General features: G+C 30.1%; 18 protein-coding genes and 1 riboswitch. Of the genes, 16 read left to right on the forward strand and 2 right to left on the reverse strand.

Annotation, left to right across the window (positions count from 1 at the left end):
• Window positions 1–59 precede the first annotated feature (59 nt).
• The 6 genes from rimO to T483_RS0124770 all read left to right on the forward strand — a co-directional run bounded on the left by rimO (window position 60) and on the right by T483_RS0124770 (window position 5,911).
• Window positions 60–1,379, forward strand: a complete 1,320-nt coding sequence (rimO, locus tag T483_RS0124745) for a 30S ribosomal protein S12 methylthiotransferase RimO (RefSeq protein WP_196244925.1) — start codon at window positions 60–62, stop codon at window positions 1,377–1,379.
• Entirely contained in the window at window positions 1,363–1,953 is a 591-nt protein-coding gene (pgsA, locus tag T483_RS0124750) for a CDP-diacylglycerol--glycerol-3-phosphate 3-phosphatidyltransferase (RefSeq protein WP_026889237.1), read from the forward strand. Before rimO ends, pgsA begins: the two co-directional genes overlap by 17 nt.
• Window positions 1,954–2,124: 171 nt before the next feature.
• Entirely contained in the window at window positions 2,125–3,207 is a 1,083-nt protein-coding gene (recA, locus tag T483_RS0124755) for a recombinase RecA (RefSeq protein ID WP_026889238.1), read from the forward strand.
• A 303-nt stretch (window positions 3,208–3,510) separates the two neighbouring features.
• A complete protein-coding gene (rny, locus tag T483_RS0124760; RefSeq protein ID WP_026889239.1) occupies window positions 3,511–5,052 on the forward strand; it encodes a ribonuclease Y in 1,542 nt (513 codons plus the stop codon).
• 215 nt (window positions 5,053–5,267) lie between these two features.
• Window positions 5,268–5,528 (forward strand): stage V sporulation protein S, encoded by a 261-nt coding sequence (locus T483_RS0124765; RefSeq protein WP_009169189.1) that lies wholly within the window; start codon window positions 5,268–5,270, stop codon window positions 5,526–5,528.
• A gap of 122 nt (window positions 5,529–5,650) precedes the next feature.
• Complete coding sequence (locus tag T483_RS0124770; RefSeq protein WP_011968555.1) at window positions 5,651–5,911, forward strand: HPr family phosphocarrier protein; 261 nt, start codon at window positions 5,651–5,653, stop codon at window positions 5,909–5,911.
• A gap of 127 nt (window positions 5,912–6,038) precedes the next feature.
• On the opposite strand, the gene T483_RS0124775 is transcribed toward T483_RS0124770, so the two are convergent.
• Window positions 6,039–6,257, reverse strand: coding sequence for a DUF378 domain-containing protein (locus T483_RS0124775; protein ID WP_026889240.1), 219 nt, complete (start codon window positions 6,255–6,257; stop codon window positions 6,039–6,041).
• Window positions 6,258–6,458: 201 nt separating this feature from the next.
• On the opposite strand from T483_RS0124775, the gene purB reads away from it, so the two are divergent.
• Window positions 6,459–7,889: an adenylosuccinate lyase gene (purB, locus tag T483_RS0124780; protein WP_026889241.1), complete on the forward strand. Its 1,431-nt coding sequence runs from the start codon at window positions 6,459–6,461 to the stop codon at window positions 7,887–7,889.
• 322 nt (window positions 7,890–8,211) lie between these two features.
• Here the strand turns inward: purB and T483_RS0124785 are convergent, their stop codons facing one another.
• Window positions 8,212–9,237 carry an amidase domain-containing protein gene (locus tag T483_RS0124785; RefSeq protein WP_242841926.1) on the reverse strand — a complete coding sequence of 342 codons (1,026 nt, stop codon included), beginning with the start codon at window positions 9,235–9,237 and terminating at the stop codon, window positions 8,212–8,214.
• Window positions 9,238–9,625: 388 nt separating this feature from the next.
• Here T483_RS0124785 and T483_RS0124790 point away from each other — a divergent pair, with 388 nt between their 5' ends.
• The 9 genes from T483_RS0124790 (at window position 9,626) to T483_RS0124830 (ending at window position 20,651) form a co-directional block, all read left to right on the forward strand.
• Window positions 9,626–10,876, forward strand: a complete 1,251-nt coding sequence (locus T483_RS0124790; protein ID WP_026889243.1) for a DUF6398 domain-containing protein — start codon at window positions 9,626–9,628, stop codon at window positions 10,874–10,876.
• Between the two features lie 52 nt (window positions 10,877–10,928).
• Window positions 10,929–11,044, forward strand: a riboswitch (FMN riboswitch).
• Window positions 11,045–11,594: 550 nt separating this feature from the next.
• Window positions 11,595–12,680 (forward strand): bifunctional diaminohydroxyphosphoribosylaminopyrimidine deaminase/5-amino-6-(5-phosphoribosylamino)uracil reductase RibD, encoded by a 1,086-nt coding sequence (gene ribD, locus T483_RS0124795; protein ID WP_026889244.1) that lies wholly within the window; start codon window positions 11,595–11,597, stop codon window positions 12,678–12,680.
• Between the two features lie 25 nt (window positions 12,681–12,705).
• Window positions 12,706–13,359 carry a riboflavin synthase gene (gene ribE / locus T483_RS0124800; protein WP_026889245.1) on the forward strand — a complete coding sequence of 218 codons (654 nt, stop codon included), beginning with the start codon at window positions 12,706–12,708 and terminating at the stop codon, window positions 13,357–13,359.
• Window positions 13,360–13,421: 62 nt separating this feature from the next.
• Window positions 13,422–14,624, forward strand: coding sequence for a bifunctional 3,4-dihydroxy-2-butanone-4-phosphate synthase/GTP cyclohydrolase II (locus tag T483_RS0124805; protein WP_080697149.1), 1,203 nt, complete (start codon window positions 13,422–13,424; stop codon window positions 14,622–14,624).
• A 158-nt stretch (window positions 14,625–14,782) separates the two neighbouring features.
• Window positions 14,783–15,247, forward strand: a complete 465-nt coding sequence (ribH, locus tag T483_RS0124810) for a 6,7-dimethyl-8-ribityllumazine synthase (RefSeq protein ID WP_026889247.1) — start codon at window positions 14,783–14,785, stop codon at window positions 15,245–15,247.
• Between the two features lie 934 nt (window positions 15,248–16,181).
• Entirely contained in the window at window positions 16,182–17,186 is a 1,005-nt protein-coding gene (locus T483_RS0124815; protein ID WP_026889248.1) for a LacI family DNA-binding transcriptional regulator, read from the forward strand.
• A gap of 318 nt (window positions 17,187–17,504) precedes the next feature.
• Window positions 17,505–18,818, forward strand: coding sequence for an ABC transporter substrate-binding protein (locus tag T483_RS0124820; protein WP_026889249.1), 1,314 nt, complete (start codon window positions 17,505–17,507; stop codon window positions 18,816–18,818).
• Window positions 18,819–18,931: 113 nt separating this feature from the next.
• Complete coding sequence (locus tag T483_RS0124825; RefSeq protein WP_026889250.1) at window positions 18,932–19,828, forward strand: carbohydrate ABC transporter permease; 897 nt, start codon at window positions 18,932–18,934, stop codon at window positions 19,826–19,828.
• Window positions 19,818–20,651 carry a carbohydrate ABC transporter permease gene (locus tag T483_RS0124830; RefSeq protein ID WP_026889251.1) on the forward strand — a complete coding sequence of 278 codons (834 nt, stop codon included), beginning with the start codon at window positions 19,818–19,820 and terminating at the stop codon, window positions 20,649–20,651. The genes T483_RS0124825 and T483_RS0124830 overlap by 11 nt, the downstream gene beginning before the upstream one ends.
• Window positions 20,652–20,665: the final 14 nt, after the last annotated feature.

Genomic DNA, 20,665 nt, shown 5'->3' on the forward strand with positions numbered 1-20,665 from the left:
AAATAGCTAAGAATAAAGAAAAATACAATGAAGAGGCTTCAAACAAATATAAAGTTGGAATGGTAAGCTTAGGCTGTGACAAAAATAGAGTTGATTCAGAAATAATACTAGGCAAGATGAGTGATGAATATGAGATAACTAATAATCCTAAAAATGCAGATATAATTATAGTGAATACATGTGGATTTATAGAGAGTGCTAAACAAGAATCCATTGATACAATTTTAGAGATGGCTAATTATAAAATTAACTATAAATGCAAACTGCTTATAGCTACAGGATGTCTTACTCAAAGACACGGAGAAGAGTTGAGAACATTAATACCCGAAATAGATATAATGCTAGGGGTTAATGATTATAATAAAATAAATGCAATTATAACTGAATTCATAGAAGGAAATAAATTGGCAACGGAACTTTTAAATTATTCAGATGAAAATATTAATGAAGGAAAGAGAATTATTACAACTCAAAGAGAGAGCGCGTATATAAGAATAGCGGAAGGATGTAATAATTTCTGCACATATTGTATAATTCCTAAAATAAGGGGAAAATTTAGAAGTAGGAAGATGGAAAATATTATAAATGAAGCAAGAGATTTGAGTGAGAGTGGAGTAAAAGAAATTATACTAATAGCTCAAGATACTACTTTATATGGCAGTGATATTTATGGAAAAAAGAATCTTCATGTTCTTCTTAAGGAATTATCTAAAATTGAAGGAATTAAATGGATAAGGGTTCTTTATTGTTATCCGGAAGAGATATATGATGAACTTATAAACGAAATTGCGTGTAATGAAAAAGTTGTAAAATATTTAGATATACCTATACAGCATATAAGTGATAAGATTTTAAAACTTATGGGAAGAAAAACTAGCAAAAAAGATATAATAAATAAAATACAAATTTTAAGAGAAAAAGTTCCTGGAATTGTTATACGAACAACATTTATAGTGGGATTTCCAAACGAAACTGAGGAAGATTTTAATGAGATTATTGATTTCTTAAAAGAATATAAGCTCGATAAAGTAGGAGCGTTTACTTATTCCCAAGAAGAAGATACTCCAGCAGCTAAAATGGATGGGCAAATAGAAGAAGGCGTTAAAGAAGAAAGAGAAAAAGCTCTAATGCTTTTACAGAAGAATATTTCAGAAGAAATAAATAAATTGAAAATTGGAAAGTTATATGATATTCTTGTTGAGGGATATAATGGAAAGTGCTATTATGGAAGAAGCTATGAAATGGCTCCTGATATAGATGCAAATGTATTATTTGAATCAAATGCAAAAATAGAAAATGGTGAATTTGTAAAGGTAAAAATAATAGAGAATATGGATTATGATTTAGTGGGAGTTGTTGTGGATGAATCTTGCAAATAAGTTAACCTTAATTAGGATATTTTTAGTTCCTGTATTTTTAGTGTTTATAGCTGTTAAAGATATACCTTATGGTAGCTTTATAGCTACATTTATATTTATTTTAGCATCATTAACTGATAAGTTAGATGGATATATTGCTAGGAGCAGAAATCAAATAACTAACTTTGGAAAGTTTATGGATCCTTTAGCAGATAAGTTGTTGGTAACAGCTGCATTAATTTCCTTAGTGGAATTACATGTAGTACCATCATGGGCTGCAGTTGTTATAATTGCTCGTGAGTTTGCTATTTCAGGCTTAAGATCAATAGCAGCAGCGCAAGGAAGAGTTATAGCTGCAAGTTGGTGGGGGAAGATCAAAACGGTCATACAAATAATAGCAATAATTTTGTTGTTATTAAAAATTAATATACATGACGCAAGGCTTTTGAAAATTTTTGTTATAGATAATCATTATCTAAAACTATTTTTTGGAATAGTTCCAAATATAGCGCTTATGATTGCAGTTATAGTAACTTTAATTTCAGGTTATGATTACTTTAAGAAAAATAAAGAAGCTGTTTCTTACGATAAATAAAATATATAAGGTCCATGTTTAGAAATATAAAAAAATGGATATGAATTAAAAAGGTTCCTTCTTTGCTAGCAAAGAAGGGGCTTTTCTTAGAATTAATTATTGACTATAGTCTTTAATTAATTTATAATAAATACAGAACATAAGTTCGATAGAAGGGAGCTAATAAGTATTATGGGAAATATAGATGCGGAAAAATTAAAAGCAATTGAAAGTGCAATGAGTCATATAGAAAAGCAATTTGGAAAAGGATCAGTAATGATATTAGGCGATCATAATGTTTCAAATATGGAAGCAATATCAACTGGATGTTTAGATTTAGATATAGCCCTTGGAATTGGTGGATTACCTAAGGGAAGAATTATTGAAATTTATGGGCCAGAAAGTTCAGGGAAAACTACAATTGCGCTTCACGTAGCAGCGGAAGCACAAAAAAAAGGTGGAGCTGTAGGATATATAGATGCAGAACATGCTCTAGATCCTAGTTATGCTAAAAAACTTGGTGTTGATGTAGATAGCTTAATAATCTCTCAACCTGATACAGGAGAACAAGGTCTTGAAATTGCAGAAGCTTTAGTTCGTTCTGGAGCTATTGATGTTTTAGTAGTAGATTCAGTCGCAGCATTAGTACCTAAAGCTGAAATTGAAGGTGAAATGGGAGATTCGCACATGGGCCTTCAAGCAAGACTTATGTCACAAGCGTTAAGAAAACTTGCAGGATCAATAAATAAGACTAATTGTGTTGCAATCTTCATTAACCAATTAAGAGAAAAAATTGGAGTTATGTTTGGTTCGCCAGAAACAACAACTGGAGGAAGAGCATTAAAATTCTATGCATCAGTAAGAATGGACATTAGAAGAATAGATTCTATAAAACAAGGTGATGCTATTATTGGTAATAGAACAAGAATAAAAATCATGAAAAATAAAGTTGCGCCACCATTTAAGCAAGCAGAGTTTGATATCATGTATAATGAGGGTATTTCAAGAACTGGTAACATAGTGGATGTTGGAGTGAAAGAAGAGATTGTTCAAAAAAGTGGAGCTTGGTTTTCTTATGGAGACATAAGATTAGGCCAAGGAAGAGAAAATGCTAAAATATATTTAAAAGAAAATCCAGAGGTAGCATTAGATATAGAAAATCAAATTAGAGAAAAGTATAATCTTCCGGCTGCTGAATTATTTAAGGGAGCTGCACCAGAGAGAACAAAGGAAGATATAAAAGATAAAGATAAAGTTGATGTAGAAACAAAATAATAAAATGTATTGAATAAATAGAAAGTTTAAATATAGATATAAATTTACTTTATAATATTTATTAATAAATATATAGCTGCATATATTATGTTAACTCATATATATGCAGCTATATTAAGTATTTAACAGCATAATACAGCACGTAACAGATATATGCGCAAACTTGACATAATTTTGTTTTTAATATAGAATAAAAAGGAATACTGGTTTATCATATTCCGAATGCAGTGAGAAGAATATGGCACCTACTATACTTTCTTGTTAGTAATATAATGAGAAAATATTAAATTGGGAGGTGTTTATGTGCAACTAGCGTTTATGATATTAATAGATATAGTTGTTCTATTAATATTAGGAATAGTGGTTTATAAAACGATTCAAAATGCGTCAAAAGCTAAGATTGAATCGCTTGAAAATGAAGCAGAAGAAGTTTTGACTAGAGCTAAAAAGGAAGCGGAATCAGCTAAAAAAGAGTCAATCCTTGAGGCAAAAGAAGAACTTCATAAATTAAGAAATGATTTTGATAAGGAATCTCGTGAGAGAAGAAATGAGATTCAAAGGCTTGAAAGAAGAGTAATCCAAAGAGAGGAATCACTTGATAAGAAGAGTGAACTTCTTGAAAAGAAAGACGAAACAATCAATCAAAGAATGCTTGAGGTAGATCAAGTAGAAGCAAGAGTACAGAAGCTTTATGAAGAAAGAAGAGCAGAACTTGAAAGAATATCGGCTCTTTCTAGTGAAGATGCACGTGAGATTCTTTTAGATGAAATAAGAAAAGAAATTACCCACGATGCAGCTTTAATGATAAAAGATATTGAAAGTAAGGCAAAAGAAGAGGCAGACAAGAGAGCAAGAGAAGTAATTACGACTGCGATCCAAAGATGTGCTGCCGATCATGTGTCTGAATCAACTGTACACGTTGTTGCACTACCGAATGATGAGATGAAAGGTAGAATAATAGGTAGAGAAGGAAGAAACATTAGAACCTTGGAAACATTAACAGGAGTTGATTTAATTATAGATGATACTCCAGAAGCAGTCATTCTTTCTAGTTTTGATCCAATTAGGAGAGAAGTTGCGAGAATGGCACTAGAAAAGTTAATAGTGGATGGCAGAATACATCCAGCAAGAATCGAAGAGATGGTTGAAAGAGCAACTAAGGACGTAGAAAGTAGTATAAAAGAAGAAGGAGAGCAAGCAGCTCTTGAAACTAGTGTACATGGACTACATCCTGAAATTATAAGACTTCTTGGTAGATTAAAGTATAGAACAAGTTATGGGCAAAATGTGTTAAAGCATTCCATAGAAGTTTCATACTTAGCTGGCTTAATGGCTTCAGAGCTAGGTTTAGATGTTACTTTAGCTAAAAGAGCAGGATTGCTACACGATATTGGTAAAGCTGTTGATCAAGAACAAGAAGGGCCTCATGCTCTAATTGGTGGAGATCTAGCTAAAAAGTATCACGAATCGCCATTAGTAATAAATGCAATAGCAGCGCATCATTCAGATGTAGAAATGCAATCTTTAGAAGCGGTACTAGTTCAAGCAGCAGATGCAATATCAGCAGCTAGACCAGGCGCTAGAAGAGAGACATTGGAAGCATACATTAAGAGATTGGAAAAGTTAGAGGAAATTGCAAATTCACATGAAGGTGTAGAAAAGTCATATGCCATTCAAGCTGGTAGAGAGATTAGAATTATGGTTAAACCAGATAAAGTAGATGATGCTGGAACGATTGAATTGGCACGTAATTTAGTTAAGAGTGTCGAGGAAGAACTTGAATATCCAGGACAAATTAAAATTAATGTCATAAGAGAAACTAGAGCAGTAGATTTTGCTAAATAAAAAAGTGAAGTATATTTTGTTAAGCAATGAAATATACTTCGTTTTATTATAGATTAGGTGGAATTAATTCATTTAAACTATGATTGAATATGCAAGAAACAAAATACCTAGAAAGAAAAAAATAATTTAGTAATTCTAAAAGGAATTTTAGGAATTATATAGAATATATTTAATGTAAACGATTTGTATATTAAATTCTAGGAGGAATAACAAAAATGGAAGTATTAAAAGTATCAACAAAATCAAATCCTAATTCTGTAGCAGGTGCACTAGCAGCTATAATAAAGGAAAAAAACATTGCAGAAATTCAAGCGGTTGGCGCAGGTGCTATAAACCAAGCTGTTAAGGCTATTGCAATAGCAAGGGGATTTGTTGCACCAAGTGGAAAAGATATAGTATGTGTACCGGCTTTTACAGATATACAAATAGATGGAGAAGAAAGAACAGCCATAAAATTAATAGTACAACCTAGATAATTAAAATTATTTCGAAATTCTGATGTGAGCAGCAATTTTTCAGTTGAAATTATCAATAAAAACGATTATACTATAATAGTTAAATGCTATATTTATTAATTTTTTGTAAAGAGGTGTATATAATGATAGCAAAAGAGGTTACAGTAAAAAATTCATCTGGTCTTCATGCTAGACCAGCAACATTATTAGTTAAGAAGGCTTCTTCATTTAAGTCAGACGTTAGCATAGAATATAACGGCAAGAAAGCAAATGTAAAGAGCTTAATCGGAGTATTATCTTTAGCAGTAACTAAGGATGCTACTATCAAGGTTGTAGCTTCAGGAGATGACGAAGCTTTAGCTGTTGAAGAAATAGTTAAATTAGTTCAAACTTTAGAAGACTAATATACCACGAAAGGTTCCATATTATTAATATGGAACCTTTTTTGGTACATCAGTATTATAAGTATTATATGATTTATATAAGTACAATTTTTGATATCGATTACTCATGCAGATCTTTAGTGGAAGTCTAATCTTCATCCGTTATTAAATTACATCTAAATAGCAATGAAAACAAATCTAAAGCACCTAAAAATACTGCAATGTAAATAAACCTTTCTATTATAGTAATATTCATAGAAATTAATTTTGCTATGTTTAGGTTAAACAAGCCTATTGTTCCCCAATTTAATGAACCTATAAGAACTAATAAAAAGGAAAGTTTATCTAAGATACTTATCTTACACATATTTCTTCACTCCAATCTTTAATATGATCACTAGTATATATATATGATTCTTAGAGACAATAATAACAAAAATGTAAAATAAATTTAAATACAAAAGAGTGTAAATAATTCTAAAATTAAATAGGCAAAAATGAAAAAAATATGATATAATACGAATATTGAAAGAAAAAGTATAAAATATATTCGTGTGGAGGTTTTTTGATGAGAAATTTATATAGCACACCTTTAAATTCAAGATACGCATCAAAGGAAATGAGTTTTATTTTTTCTGATGATATGAAGTTTACAACTTGGAGAAAATTATGGGTAGCTTTAGCAGAAGGAGAAAGAGAACTCGGATTAAATATAACTGAGGAACAAATAAAAGAGTTAAAAGAACATATCAATGATATAAATTATGACGAGGCAGCTAAAAAAGAAAAAGAAGTTAGACATGATGTTATGAGTCATGTATATGCATATGGTCTTCAATGTCCAAGTGCAAAGGGAATCATCCATTTAGGAGCTACATCTTGTTATGTTGGAGATAATACAGATATCATAATAATGAGAGATGCTTTAGATCTAATTAAAAATAAAATAGTTACAGTTCTAAATCATTTGAAAAATTTTGCTCTAGAATATAAAGACATGCCAACATTAGGCTTTACACATTTTCAACCAGCTCAATTAACTACAGTAGGAAAAAGAGCTACATTGTGGATGCAAGATTTAGTAATGGACGTTGAAAATATAGACTTTTTATTATCAACATTAAAGCTTAGAGGTGTTAAGGGGACTACAGGTACTCAAGCTAGCTTTATGGAACTTTTTGATGGAGATGAGAATAAAGTTAAGTCTTTAGATAAAATTGTCGCAGAAAAAATGGGATTTGAAAAAAGTTATGGAGTAACAGGTCAAACATACCCAAGAAAACTTGATTCTATCGTATTAAATACATTATCAGAAATTGCTCAAAGTGCTTACAAATTTAGTAATGATTTGAGATTGCTTCAAAATATGAAAGAGATGGAAGAGCCATTTGAAAAAAATCAAATAGGATCATCAGCTATGGCTTATAAGAGAAATCCTATGAGAAGTGAAAGAATAAGTGCATTAGCTAGATATGTAATAGTGGATGCATTAAATCCAGCAATTACAGCAGGAACTCAGTGGTTTGAAAGAACGCTAGATGATTCGGCTAACAAGAGACTATCTGTTGCTGAAGGGTTTTTGGCATTAGATGGAGTTTTAAATTTATACATAAATATTGCTGAAAATATGGTAGTATATGATAAAGTTATAGCATCTCATGTGCAAAGAGAGTTACCATTTATGGCTACTGAAAATATAATGATGGAAGCTGTTAAAAGAGGTAAGGATAGACAAGAATTACACGAACAGATTAGAGTTCACTCTATGGCAGCTGCTCAAAGGGTAAAAGGAGAAGGCTTAGATAATGACCTGATTGATAGAATAATAAATGACAATTCATTTGGTTTATCTAAAGAAGAAATTCTAGCAATTATAGACCCAATTAAGTTTGTTGGAAGAGCACCAAGTCAAGTCGTTGAGTTTATAGATGAATATGTAGATCCTATTATTAATAATAATGAAGACGCATTAAAAATTAAGAGTGAGATAACTGTATAATATAGACAAACAATATTAAAATTAAGCATATATATAAATCAAAGAAATAAGATACATAGTTATGAAACATATATTTGAAAATTAGCTGTCATAAGTGAAAGTTCAAATATATAATTGAGGTTCATGAACTTAGTTAACTCATTAAAAATTGATTTAATTATAAGTGAGGTTGTTCAGGTTCAGCTTGCCAAATTAAAATTGGAGCAAGCTAAATCTTGATACAACCTACTTTTTTGTTTTTAGCTATATTTTAGTATAACTCAAGCAAACATGTATCTCATTTGGATTAATATACTTTCAAGTTTAAAATAGATATGTTATATCAATCAAATTTTAAGGCTCTGAGTTTTGGATACCTGTTAGGATAAATTTGGCTGAGAGGATAATTCAATTTGTCATAACTATGGCAGCAATAAAGACAATCACCATTTTGAAGCCTATAAGTAATAAAACCATTATGAAAATATCGACCTATAGACGGAGTGTAAAATTGAATTAAACAGCCTCTATCCAATGATTTGTCATTTGGAAGCTTAGTGGCTCTTAATTTTGGTGTTATTAAGTATTCATATAATTCTTCAACTCTGATCCAGGCATGAGTATATGGTTTCCAAGTTGCATTTTGATTGAAACCACCAGCATGAATTATTTGGGACATAAAATTAGTACAATCCCCTCCGATTCCAGAAAATGATTTGTATTCAGGATTGTAATTTAATGAAAATCTTTCAGCATAATTACAGGCAGCTGTGACATTAAACTTAGAAGCTCTTTTTTTATCATGGTTATTAGTAGAAAGCCAGTTAGAAGCTATGAACATTTCAAATAATGAATCAATTGATGAAAGTTTATCCTTATATACATTTATGTTGCGGTTTTGATCGAAATTAAGTCCATTTATTAGGCTTGATAAATCAGTGTTTAGGATATGTTCATATAAAAGTGGATTTTCTTCATTCTCTGCTATAAATTGTATTTTGCATTTGTCTTGTAAATATTCTAAAATGAGTATATATTTATTTATTGAAACTGAATTTATATTTTGAGGATAATTGTTAACAATAAAAGAAGTTTTTAAAATAAGTTTAACTTTAACAAAACTTGGAACTTGTTCTAATACATCATAGGCATAATCAAATTTATAGTCTTTAAATGAAGAGTTTAATTTTTTTGCCCATTCAAAGTTGAATAATTTTTTTAGATAAATTTCTTTTAATATGGTATCATCTAAATCATACGCATTTTTAGAAATTAGATTAAGATTATCATAAGGCATTGATAGTAGAAAGGATAAATTATATAAACTGTTTGTTAGCATATCTTTTCCTTTATTTAAAATTGTTATCATTAAATATATTTATGAGGTAAACTGTAAAGATATGTTAATATAATTCAATTTTTATAAAGTAATCTGGTTTGTATTATCTAATAGTTTAGGATAAGATTTTATGATTAAAATTTTTAGAAAAATATATGTAAATTAAGACTGATAAAATACTAATTTATAAATTAAAACAACAAAAATATTCACAAAAATTTAAAAGTAGATACAAATATATTTAATATGTTATAATATAATATGGACGAAATAAATAATGAATTTATAATGTTTTTATATAGAATATTATAAACATAAAAAGAAAATTATAAATTTGGTGACTATACTTGCAAATTGTAATTGTTGTAGGATAAAATCAAATTTGTCAAAGATTTTTATAAAGGAGCTATAAGAAGAAATGCAAGAATTATCTAACGGAATAGCTAGCAAGTATGAAGAAATAATTGAAAAAATAAAGAGTTTTTCAAATGAATATCTTAATGAAGATTATAAGAATATTTGTGTTCTAGCCACAGAAACGCTGTTTTTAAATTATGAAGAACAATTTAAAAAGGGGAAGAGCTTTTCATGGGGAGCAGGAATAGTGCATGCTATAGGAACTGTAAATAACTTATTTGATTCAAAAGAAGAGCCATATATTAAGGTTGCTGACTTATATAAAGAGTTTGGCGTTAGCAGTAGTACAGGCTCTAGTAAATCAAAGGAAGTAAGAAGCTTATTAGATATATCAGAGGAGAATAAGAAATGGATAATAGGCGAAAATAAGGATGCAGAAACTTCAGAAGGTACTATGCTAAGAGCTAAAGAAGAAGTTGCATTAACTATGAATGATAAAATAAAAGCTGATAAAACTGTTAATGATGAAGCAACAGTTCCTTTTAAATTTGCTGTTGATAAAAATTATATAATAGCTCAAAGAATTATTGAGTATGCATGGAAACAAAAAAATTATAAAAATAAGGCGAAATATGCAAGAGAAGCGTTAGAAGTATATGAAGATTGTGCAGACGCATATATAATATTATCAAAAGATTCTAGTTTGAATAATAACCAGAAGACAGAGCTTTTAGAAAAAGCAGTTAACGCAGCAAAGAATTCATTAAAAATAGATGATTTAAAAAATGCTCAGGCAGAGCTTCTTAGATTAAAAATAGCAAGGCCTCTTTTTGGAGCTAAGTATAGTTTAGCAACCCATTTATGGGAAACTGGTCAAAAAGAAGTTGCAATAGATAATGCTTTAGAAATTTTAGAATATGATGAGAAAGATGAATTAGTAGTTAGAAGTTTAGTAGTTAACTGGCTTTTAATTGAAAAAAGATATGCACAACTAAAAAGCCTATTAGAAAAATATGAAAAGGATAATTTGGCGGCTATACACTATAGTAGAGTGGCGTTATTATATAAGACTGATGAAATTAGAGCGGCGGAAAGTGCCTTGAGAAGAGCATATAAGAGAAACCCGTACGTGATACCATACATCTTAAAACAAAAAAGAGTTCCGAATTCCTTACCTAATTTAATTAGATTTGGAAGCGAGGAAGAAGCAATGAAATATGCTAGCTTAGGTTTAGACGTTTGGAATGATCCTAAGATGCTTCAATGGATTAAAGAAAAGAAAAAAGAATTTGATATCATAAATTTTAGCTAATTACTTTACAATGATAAAATTTAATGATATTATAATTATTGTAAATTGAATAAAAAATCTTCGGGGTTGGGTGAAATTCCCTATCGGCGGTACAGCCCGCAAGCTTTAAAAAGCAGATTCGGTTAGATTCCGAAGCCGACAGTAAAGTCTGGATGAAAGAAGAGAGTAATTATTATAAATTATATTTAAAATTAAAGTTTTAAATGTTATTTGTTCGTATTTAGTACCCTGAATTAAATGAAATTCAGGGTTTTTTTATTACAATATATTTTTAAGATTGAGTTGATTATATAAGATCGATAGAATTGGCTTACGATATATATTGTAATATATAGGATAAATTTTAAAATTTTACTTATAGATATAAATAATGTAATTACATTTTTTGAAACTCTGAGGATTTAAACCTCGGAGTTTTTTTATTCTCTAGGAATTTATATTCAGGTGAAATCTGTGGATAAGTTATAGAAAAGACTGATTCAGAAAGTTACGGTTCGTAAAGAGAATAAAAAAAGAAAATATATTCGCCTGCCAAATTTTTCTCACATGCGTTCAAAAAGGCAGATGCGTAAAAAAATCTACACATATGAAAAGAGTGCGAAACACAATACGGAACTTAACCACAGGCGCCTGCGATTTTTTTATTTGCTTATAAAAAGTTAAGTATTTGGAAGATTATATTATAAGAGGTAGTATGAAAAAATGGAGATGATAAGTTTTGGATGAGAAATACATGGAGAGAGCTTTAGAATTAGCTAAAAGAGGAATAGGAAAAGTAAATCCCAATCCATTAGTTGGAGCTGTTATAGTTAGAGACGGCGAAATAATAGGTGAAGGTTATCATGAGTGCTATGGAGAAGCTCATGCAGAAAGAAATGCAGTGAAAAATGCAACAAAATCTGTGGAGGGAAGTACAATTTATGTCACTTTAGAACCTTGTGCTCATTACGGAAAGACACCGCCGTGCGTAGATCTAATAATTGAAAAAAAATTTAAAAAGGTAGTAATAGGTATGTTAGATCCAAATGAGTTAGTTTCGGGAAAAAGTGTGGAAAAGTTAAAAGAGCATGGAATTGAAGTTTTAGTAGGTATTAAAGAAAAAGAATGTAAAGAAATGAATGAAATTTTCATGAAGTATATAACATCAAAAATTCCATTTGTTATTTTAAAGAGTGGAATGTCAATTGATGGGAAGATAGCAACTTATAGTGGAGAATCAAAATGGATTACATCTAAAGAATCGAGAGAAGATTCACAACACTTAAGAAATAGGATTCATTCGATTATGGTAGGAGTAAATACAGTAATTGAGGATAATCCTGAACTCACATGTAGAATCAATGAGGGAAAGAAGTTAATCAGAATTATTGTGGATAGTAATCTTAGAATTCCGCTAGAATCTAAGGTTGTTACAAATAGTGACAAAGCTACAATAGTGGCAACTACTTTAAAATCAGACCAAGAAAAGAAAAAAATATTAAGGTCCATGGATATTAAAGTTATAGAAGTGTTAGATAAAGATAATAGGGTTAACTTGAAAGAGTTGATTAAGAGACTTGGAGAAGAAGGGATAGATTCAATACTTATAGAAGGTGGAGGAACTTTAAATTTTTCGGCATTAGAAGAGAGAATTGTAGATAAAGTAAGATTTTATATAGCTCCTAAGATAATAGGTGGAGAAAACAGCAGAAATAGTATAGCAGGAAAAGGTTTCTTTAAATTAGATGACGCAGTCAGATTAAAAGATATTAGTTATAGAACAATTGGAGAAGACTTAGTGGTAGATGGCTATGTTGATAAATAAAAAGTAAAGAAATAAGGAGGAAAGAATGTTTACTGGAATTATTGAGGAAGTTGGAGTGCTTGAGAAATTCAGCACGGGTAATGGTTTTGGAGTAATGGAAATTAAGTGTAGTGAAGTTTTAAAGGAAACCAGAGTTGGGGACAGTATAGCTACAAATGGGGTTTGTTTAACAGTAAAAGAAAAATACTCAAATTCCTTTAAAGCAGAAGTAATGGGAGAAACTTTGGCTAAAAGTAACTTAGGAAATTTAAAGACTGGTGATAAAGTAAACCTTGAAAGAGCATTGAGACTAAGTGATAGGCTTGGTGGTCATATTGTAAGTGGACATATAGATGGTGTTGGAACAATAGTTTCTATAAAAGAAGAAAGTAATGGGACTTGGTTCACTATATCTGCTACTGAAGAGGTGTTAAGATACATTATATATAAAGGATCAATTGGAATAGACGGAGTAAGCTTAACAGTTGCTTATGTTGATGATGAAGTATTTAAGGTTTCTGTTATACCTCATACTTTAGATAATACCATTCTTCCATATAAAAAAGTTAATTCAAAAGTTAATTTGGAATGTGATTTAATAGGAAAATATGTAGAAAAACTATTTAGCAAAAAAGATGAAAAACAGAAAAATGAACAGAGTAATATTACAATGGAATTTCTAAGAGAAAATGGATTTTAATTATATAGATAAATCTGAAATTTTCAGTATATATAAAATATAAAATTAAGGAGCGGAGTATTATGTTTAATAGTATAGAAGAGGCACTAAAAGATATTAAAGAAGGAAAAATGATAATAATTGTTGATGATGAAGGAAGAGAAAACGAAGGTGATTTGGTAATTCCAGCAGAGCTAGCTAATGGAGAAAATATCAATTTTATGATTAAGTACGCAAGAGGACTTGTTTGTGCTCCGGTAGAAGAAGAAATTGCAGTAAAACTTGGATTAAATCCAATGGTTGAAAAAAATACAGATAATCATGAGACGGCGTTTACAGTATCTATAGATCATAAGGATACCACAACAGGTATATCAGCATTTGAAAGAGCTTGTACAATAAATAAACTTGTAACAGCAAATGAAAGAGATGATTTTAGACGACCGGGTCATATATTTCCATTAATAGCTAAGAATGGCGGAGTTTTTGAGAGAGTTGGGCATACAGAGGCATCAGTGGATTTAGCAAAACTTGCAGGATTTAAAGGTGCAGCAGCTATATGCGAAATAGTAAAAGATGATGGAACTATGGCAAGACGTGATGATTTAGTAAAGTTTGCTAAAGAGCACAACTTAAAAATTGTTACCATAGCAGATTTAATTAAATATAGAAGAGAAGAACACTTAAGTGTTGTTATGGAAACGGAAGCTAATCTTCCGACTAAGTATGGAGATTTTAAAGTACTAGCATTTAAAGAAAAAAATTCTTCAAAATGTCATCTGGCTTTAGTCAAAGGAGATATTAAAAATAATGATGAACCAATGCTTGTGAGAGTTCATTCTGAATGTTTAACTGGAGATGCCCTAGGATCTAGAAAATGTGATTGTGGAGAACAATATGAAGCTTCAATGAGGATGATAGCAAAAGAGGACTCAGGGATACTTTTGTATATGAGACAAGAAGGAAGAGGAATTGGCCTTTTAAATAAGTTGAAAGCATATGCACTTCAAGACCAAGGATTGGATACGGTAGATGCAAATTTAGCTTTAGGATTTAGAGAAGACATGAGAGATTATAAAATAAGTGCTGACATGCTTAAAATCTTAGGTATAAAGAATGTTAGATTAATTACTAATAACCCAGCTAAAATAGAAGGGTTAGAAAAAAATGATATAAAAGTTGTGGAAAGAGTTCCGATACAAATGCCTTTAAATGAAAATGATGAATTTTATTTAAAAACTAAAAAAGAAAGAATGAATCATTTTCTAGATATATCGGATAATTAAATTCTAATAACGTACTGCTCTATTTGGAGAAATATAGCAGCAATAAGTTACTTTTAATACTTGTGGTTATAAGTTCAACTAGTATTTAGATTACAGTAAATCTAATTGAATTTGATAAAAAATAAAATAAATAATATAAAATATTGGAGGAAAAAATAATGAATATATTTGAAGGAAATTTAGTTTCAGAAGGATTAAAATTTGGAATAGTAGTAGGAAGATTTAATGAATTTATTGGTGGAAAACTTTTAGATGGAGCGATAGATGGGTTAAAGAGGCATGGTGTAAAAGAAGAAGATATTGATATTGCATGGGTGCCAGGTGCTTTTGAAATCCCACTAATTGCTAAAAAGATGGCTAAGAGCCCTAAATACGATGGAGTAATATGTTTAGGAGCAGTAATAAAAGGATCTACATCACATTATGATTATGTTTGCTCAGAAGTATCCAAGGGAATTGCAAGTGTTTCTCTTGAAAGTGGAAAGCCAGTAATTTTTGGTGTTCTTACAACAAATACTATAGAACAAGCAATTGAAAGAGCGGGAACTAAAGCTGGTAATAAAGGATATGAAAGTGCAGTTTCAGCTATTGAAATGGCTAACCTACTTAATACAATAGGATAAAATATTTTTGTGCATAGGGTTCGGTTCCTAAATGATGATGGAACTTATATGCATATTCACCGGAATTGAATATATGTCTGTTACATGGGACTATGAAAACATACTTAAAGATTATAAACATATGTATATATTTATATAGGATTAAAGGTATATATTTTTAAAGAAATATATGTACGTATAAAAATACTTTCATATATAAATATATAAATATTTATAGGAAACATCAGGTATGACGAGTGGTTAGGCTTATACGATAGGACATGATTTCTAGTATAGCATAGATATATATTTGATTTATTATATAAGTACATTCACATAAGAAATCAAATTGTTTGTGTAGTGTAAATAAAGTAAGTTGCTAAAACTACTTGAGGGGAGAGGGAAACGCTTTGCTTATCCAATTTAGATTGGAATAAGTTTAAGTGGACCCCTCTTTCTCTTAATTATTTCTGAAGTTTTCATAGTTTTTGGAATTAAAATATTTATAATTTTGGTAAGTTCAAACACAAGTATGACCGCTAGTCGTTATATATAAAGAGACAAAACAATTATTAGCTGGATTTATACTATGATATATCATTAACTAGAAAGCAGAAACATTTTTATGCAGCAGGCATTTGAAAATGAGATGTTAAAAGTTCTTAATTAGAGGTGGTTCCGCTAAAGCTTGTCACAATGAAATTTGGATCAAGCTTTAGTGATGCAACCTGCAATTTAGCACTTTCAGCAAAATTTTCATATTCCTGAGAAATAACAATGTTTCTACTTTCGGTAGATTAGCTCCTAAGTCTAAATTTAGTGTCATCTATATAAGGAAAAGCATCACAACAGTTTGACTATATTTTGCTTGTGAGATAAACTTAAATTGGATTTATTTTCAGCAAGATATTGTGTTTAATTTTTAAACTATGCGGAGCTAAAGGAGGAAGTTAAGTTGGCCACTATAAAGGAAATAGCTTCTATTGCAGAAGTTTCTATATCAACAGTTTCTAGAGTTTTAAATTTTGATGAAACGTTAAATGTAAGTGATGCAACAAGGGAAAAAATATTAAAAATAGCAGATGAACTTGATTATGTTTCAGCGAAGACAAAAAAAGCTAAAAATAAGAAAAACAAGGATATAGGGATTATTTACTGGTATAATTATGAGGAAGAATTAGGAGATCCATATTACTTATCAATAAGATTAGCTGCTGAAAAAAAATGTAATGAAAATAATTTTAATTTGGTAAAGCTAAGTGAGGATAGCAGTATTGAGGATATTAAGAATGTTAACGGAATAATTGCTATCGGAAAGTTCTCTTTAAGTGTCGTGGATAAATTAGCAAGTGCCAATGATAATATAGTATTTGTAGACTTCTCGCCTGATGAAAATAGATTTGATTCAGTGATGGCAGATTTAGAAAAAGCAACTTATGAAATATTAAATTACCTGTACGGCTTAGGACATAGGAAAATTGGTTTTATTGGTGGAAAGAAATTGGAATACATAGATTATAGAGATGCGCATTTAGATAAGAGGGATATAAAATATAAAGAATTTATGGAAAGCAAGGGGATCTATAATCATAGATATATATATGAAACAGAGAGATTCACTTTTAAAGCTGGATATAATCTTATGAAGGAAGCATTAAAATCTAAAAATAATATAACAGCTTTTTTTATTGGAAATGATACAATGTCAGTTGGAGCCTACAAAGCAATTTCAGAGGAAGGATTATCAATACCAGATGATATAAGCATAATTGGATTTAATGATCAGCCTAGTGCAAAATATATGATACCAGCCCTAACTACAATAAGAATACCAAGTGAATATTTAGGAAAAGCGGCAGTTGACTTGCTGCTTGAAAATTTAAATGGTGCTAGGGAATATAATAAAAAAGTAGTAATACCAACTGAATTTAAAATTAGAGAAAGCTGTAAGAGAATATAATAACTAAGAAGTAGCCTTTTTTGTAGAAAAGGGTTACTATTTTTTTGCTATAAATCTAAGCATTTAAACTTTTAAAGGACTAAATAAAGAAAAAATAAAAAAACTATGCTAAACATTTATATTAGGCTAATAAAAAAAGTACTAATAACTAAAAAAAGTACAAATACAAATGTTAATATTATAAAATTATTACAAATTGATATCAATATTTCAATAACGATTACTATATTGAAAATGCTACAATGTAAACAAATACATAACTAATATAAATTAGAAAATTACTTATGTATAAACTTTAATTTCAAGGGGGAATAATTTATGAAACTTAAAAAAGTTATGGCTGCAGTTGTAACTGGAATGATGGCTTTTAGTTTAATGGCGTGTGGTTCATCATCAGGTGGTGGCAGCACTGGATCATCAAGCAAAGGAAAAGATGATAAAACAATTACTATCTGGGCTTGGGATGATACATTCAATATAAAAGCAGCTAATATGGCTAAAGAAAAATATTTAAAGAATCATCCGGATGTAACTATTAATGTAGTAAGTATGGCACAAGATGATGTGGTACAAAAATTAAATACAGGCCTTTCGTCAGGGACATATGATGGGCTTCCTAATGTTGTGTTAATTGAAGACTATAAAATTCAAAATTATTTGCAATCTTATCCAGGTGAGATTAAAGATTTAAGTGAAAAAATAGACAAAAGCAAATTCATGGATTACAAATTAAAATCCATGCAGCAAGGGGATAAGACTTATGGAGTACCATTTGATAGTGGTGTCACAGCATTATTTTATAGAACAGATTTAATTGAACAAGCTGGATACAAAAAAGAAGATATGCAAAATCTTACTTGGGAGAAATATATAGAAATTGGTAAGGCTGTTAAAGCTAAGACTGGAAAAGCTATGATAACTATAGATCCAAGTGATTTAAATCAACTAAGAGCTATGATGCAGTCAGCTGGTTCATGGTATGTTAAAGAAGATGGAAAGACAGTAAATATTGCTGGTAATCAAGCTTTAAAAGATGCAATTAATATATATAAGCAAATGGTTGACGCAGGTATTACAAAGCAAGTATCTGGATGGGATGCATTTATAGCAGCATTCCAAAAAGGTGACGTTGCTACTGTACCAAGTGGATGCTGGGTTTCTTCTTCAATACAAGCTTCTGAAGACCAAAGTGGAAAATGGGCAGTAGCAGCTATTCCAAGAATGGCTTCAAATCCAAAATCAGTTAATGCATCTAACCTTGGTGGCAGCAGCTGGTATGTTCTAGATAAGGTTGGAAATTCAGATTTAGCTGCTGACTTTTTAGCAAATACTTTTGCATCAGATGATGCTTTAATGAATGATTTGGTTCCAGCAATTGGTTTAGTAAGTACCTTAAAATCAGCAAGTACAAGCGGAAATTATAGTAAGCCAATAAAATTTTATGGAGATCAACAAGTGTTTAAAGATTTATCAGCATGGGCTGAAAAGGTTCCATCTGTAAACTATGGTCTTTACACATATCAATTGGAAAGTGTTATGTCAGAAGGAATGCAAGCTATTGTTAACGGAGCTGACATAGATGAAACTCTTCAAAAAACTCAAGCTCAAGCAGAGGCAGCTGTAAGTAAATAATACAGATAAAATAACCGTAATTTGAAAAATATGAATTTATAAAGGCTATTTGTTAAAAGTTTAAATGCATGTTTAGCAAATAGCCTTTTACAAATCCTAAAGGAGTTGAAAAAATGAAACGCAAAATTGGATCTGGTATTAACAGCAAAGAAAACTTTTGGGGATGGATTTATGTAGCATTAGGTACATTTTTAATAGGACTATTTGTGTTTTTTCCAATGATACAATCTTTGATAATGTCACTACAATCAGGTAAAGGTAATAACTTGAAATTTAGTGGTTTTAGTAACTATGTAAGAATGTTTTCAGATGCAACTTTGATTAAAGCAGTTGGAAATACATTTATATTTTTAATAGTCCAAGTTCCAATAATGATTATTTTAGCACTTATTATTTCTTCAGTTCTCAATGATAAAAAATTAAAATTTAGTGGCTTTTTTAGAACAGCAATTTTCTTACCTTGTGTAGCATCCTTAGTTGGGTATTCAGTTATTATAAAGAGCATATTTGCATCAGATGGTTTAGTAAATAAATTGCTTATCAATATACATTTAATTTCAGTACCAATTGAATGGATTACAGATCCATTTTGGGCTAAGATATTGATTATTATAGCCATAACATGGAGATGGACAGGTTATAATATGATATTTTATTTGTCAGGCTTACAAAATATTGATCATTCTATTTATGAAGCAGCAGAAATTGATGGGGCATCTCCATTTAGAAAATTCACATCTATAACAGTGCCACTATTAAAACCTATAATATTATTTACAACAATTACTTCAACAATTGGTACACTGCAGTTATTTGATGAACCAATGAATATCACAAAAGGCGGTCCGGCCAATGCAACAACAACTATTTCGAAATATATATATGATTTATGTTTCACATATACACCAGACTTTGGATATGCAACATCAGTAGCTTATCTTGTTGTTATTATAGTGGTAGTGTTAGCTATAATCCAATTCAAAATAGGAGGAGATAAGAATGACAAGTAAAATGAATAGAGTATTTAAATATATATTTTTGAGTATAGCATCTTTTGTTTCTATATTTCCGTTTTTTTGGATGGTTATTAGTGCAACAAATAAATCTGTTGATGTAACAAGAGGAAAACTAATTCCCGGGCATAGCTTTATGGAAAATTTAAATAATCTTTTTAAGCCAGAATTGGGATTTGCTTCTTCCTTAGTTAATTCAGCAGAAATCGCAATTATAACTACAATTCTTGCACTTCTTGTTTCGTCTATAGCAGGGTATGGGTTTGAAATATTTAGAACAAAAGCTAGAGATAGACTATTTAACATTTTACTTTTGTCTATGATGGTTCCATTTTCAGCTCTAATGATTCCATTATTCAAATTTTTCTCAAATTTAAAAAGTTCACCATTAAGTTTTCTTGGAGTAAACACATTATGGGCTGTAGTTTTGCCTAGTGTTTGTACCGCATTTTTAATTTTCTTCTTTAGACAAAATGCAAAATCATTTCCTAAAGAAATTTTAGAAGCAGCAAGAATTGATGGTTTGGGGGAAGCTGGAATTTTCTTTAAGATATTTTTCCCAACTATGAGAACAACCTATGCAGCAGCAGCGATTATAACATTTATGAGTGCATGGAATGCTTATTTATGGCCATTGATTGCACTACAATCACCAGAAAAGAAAACTGTTTTACTTATAATTTCAAAGTTAGCGTCAAGTTACTCTCCAGATTATGGATTAATAATGATGGCTATAGTAATTACGACATTACCAACTGCATTTGTATTCTTTGTTATGCAAAAACACTTTGTTGCAGGAATGACAGGTTCAATAAAATAAAGAATTGGACATTA

This window comes from Clostridium beijerinckii HUN142, assembly GCF_000621745.1.
Classification (GTDB): Bacteria; Bacillota; Clostridia; order Clostridiales; family Clostridiaceae; genus Clostridium; species Clostridium beijerinckii_A.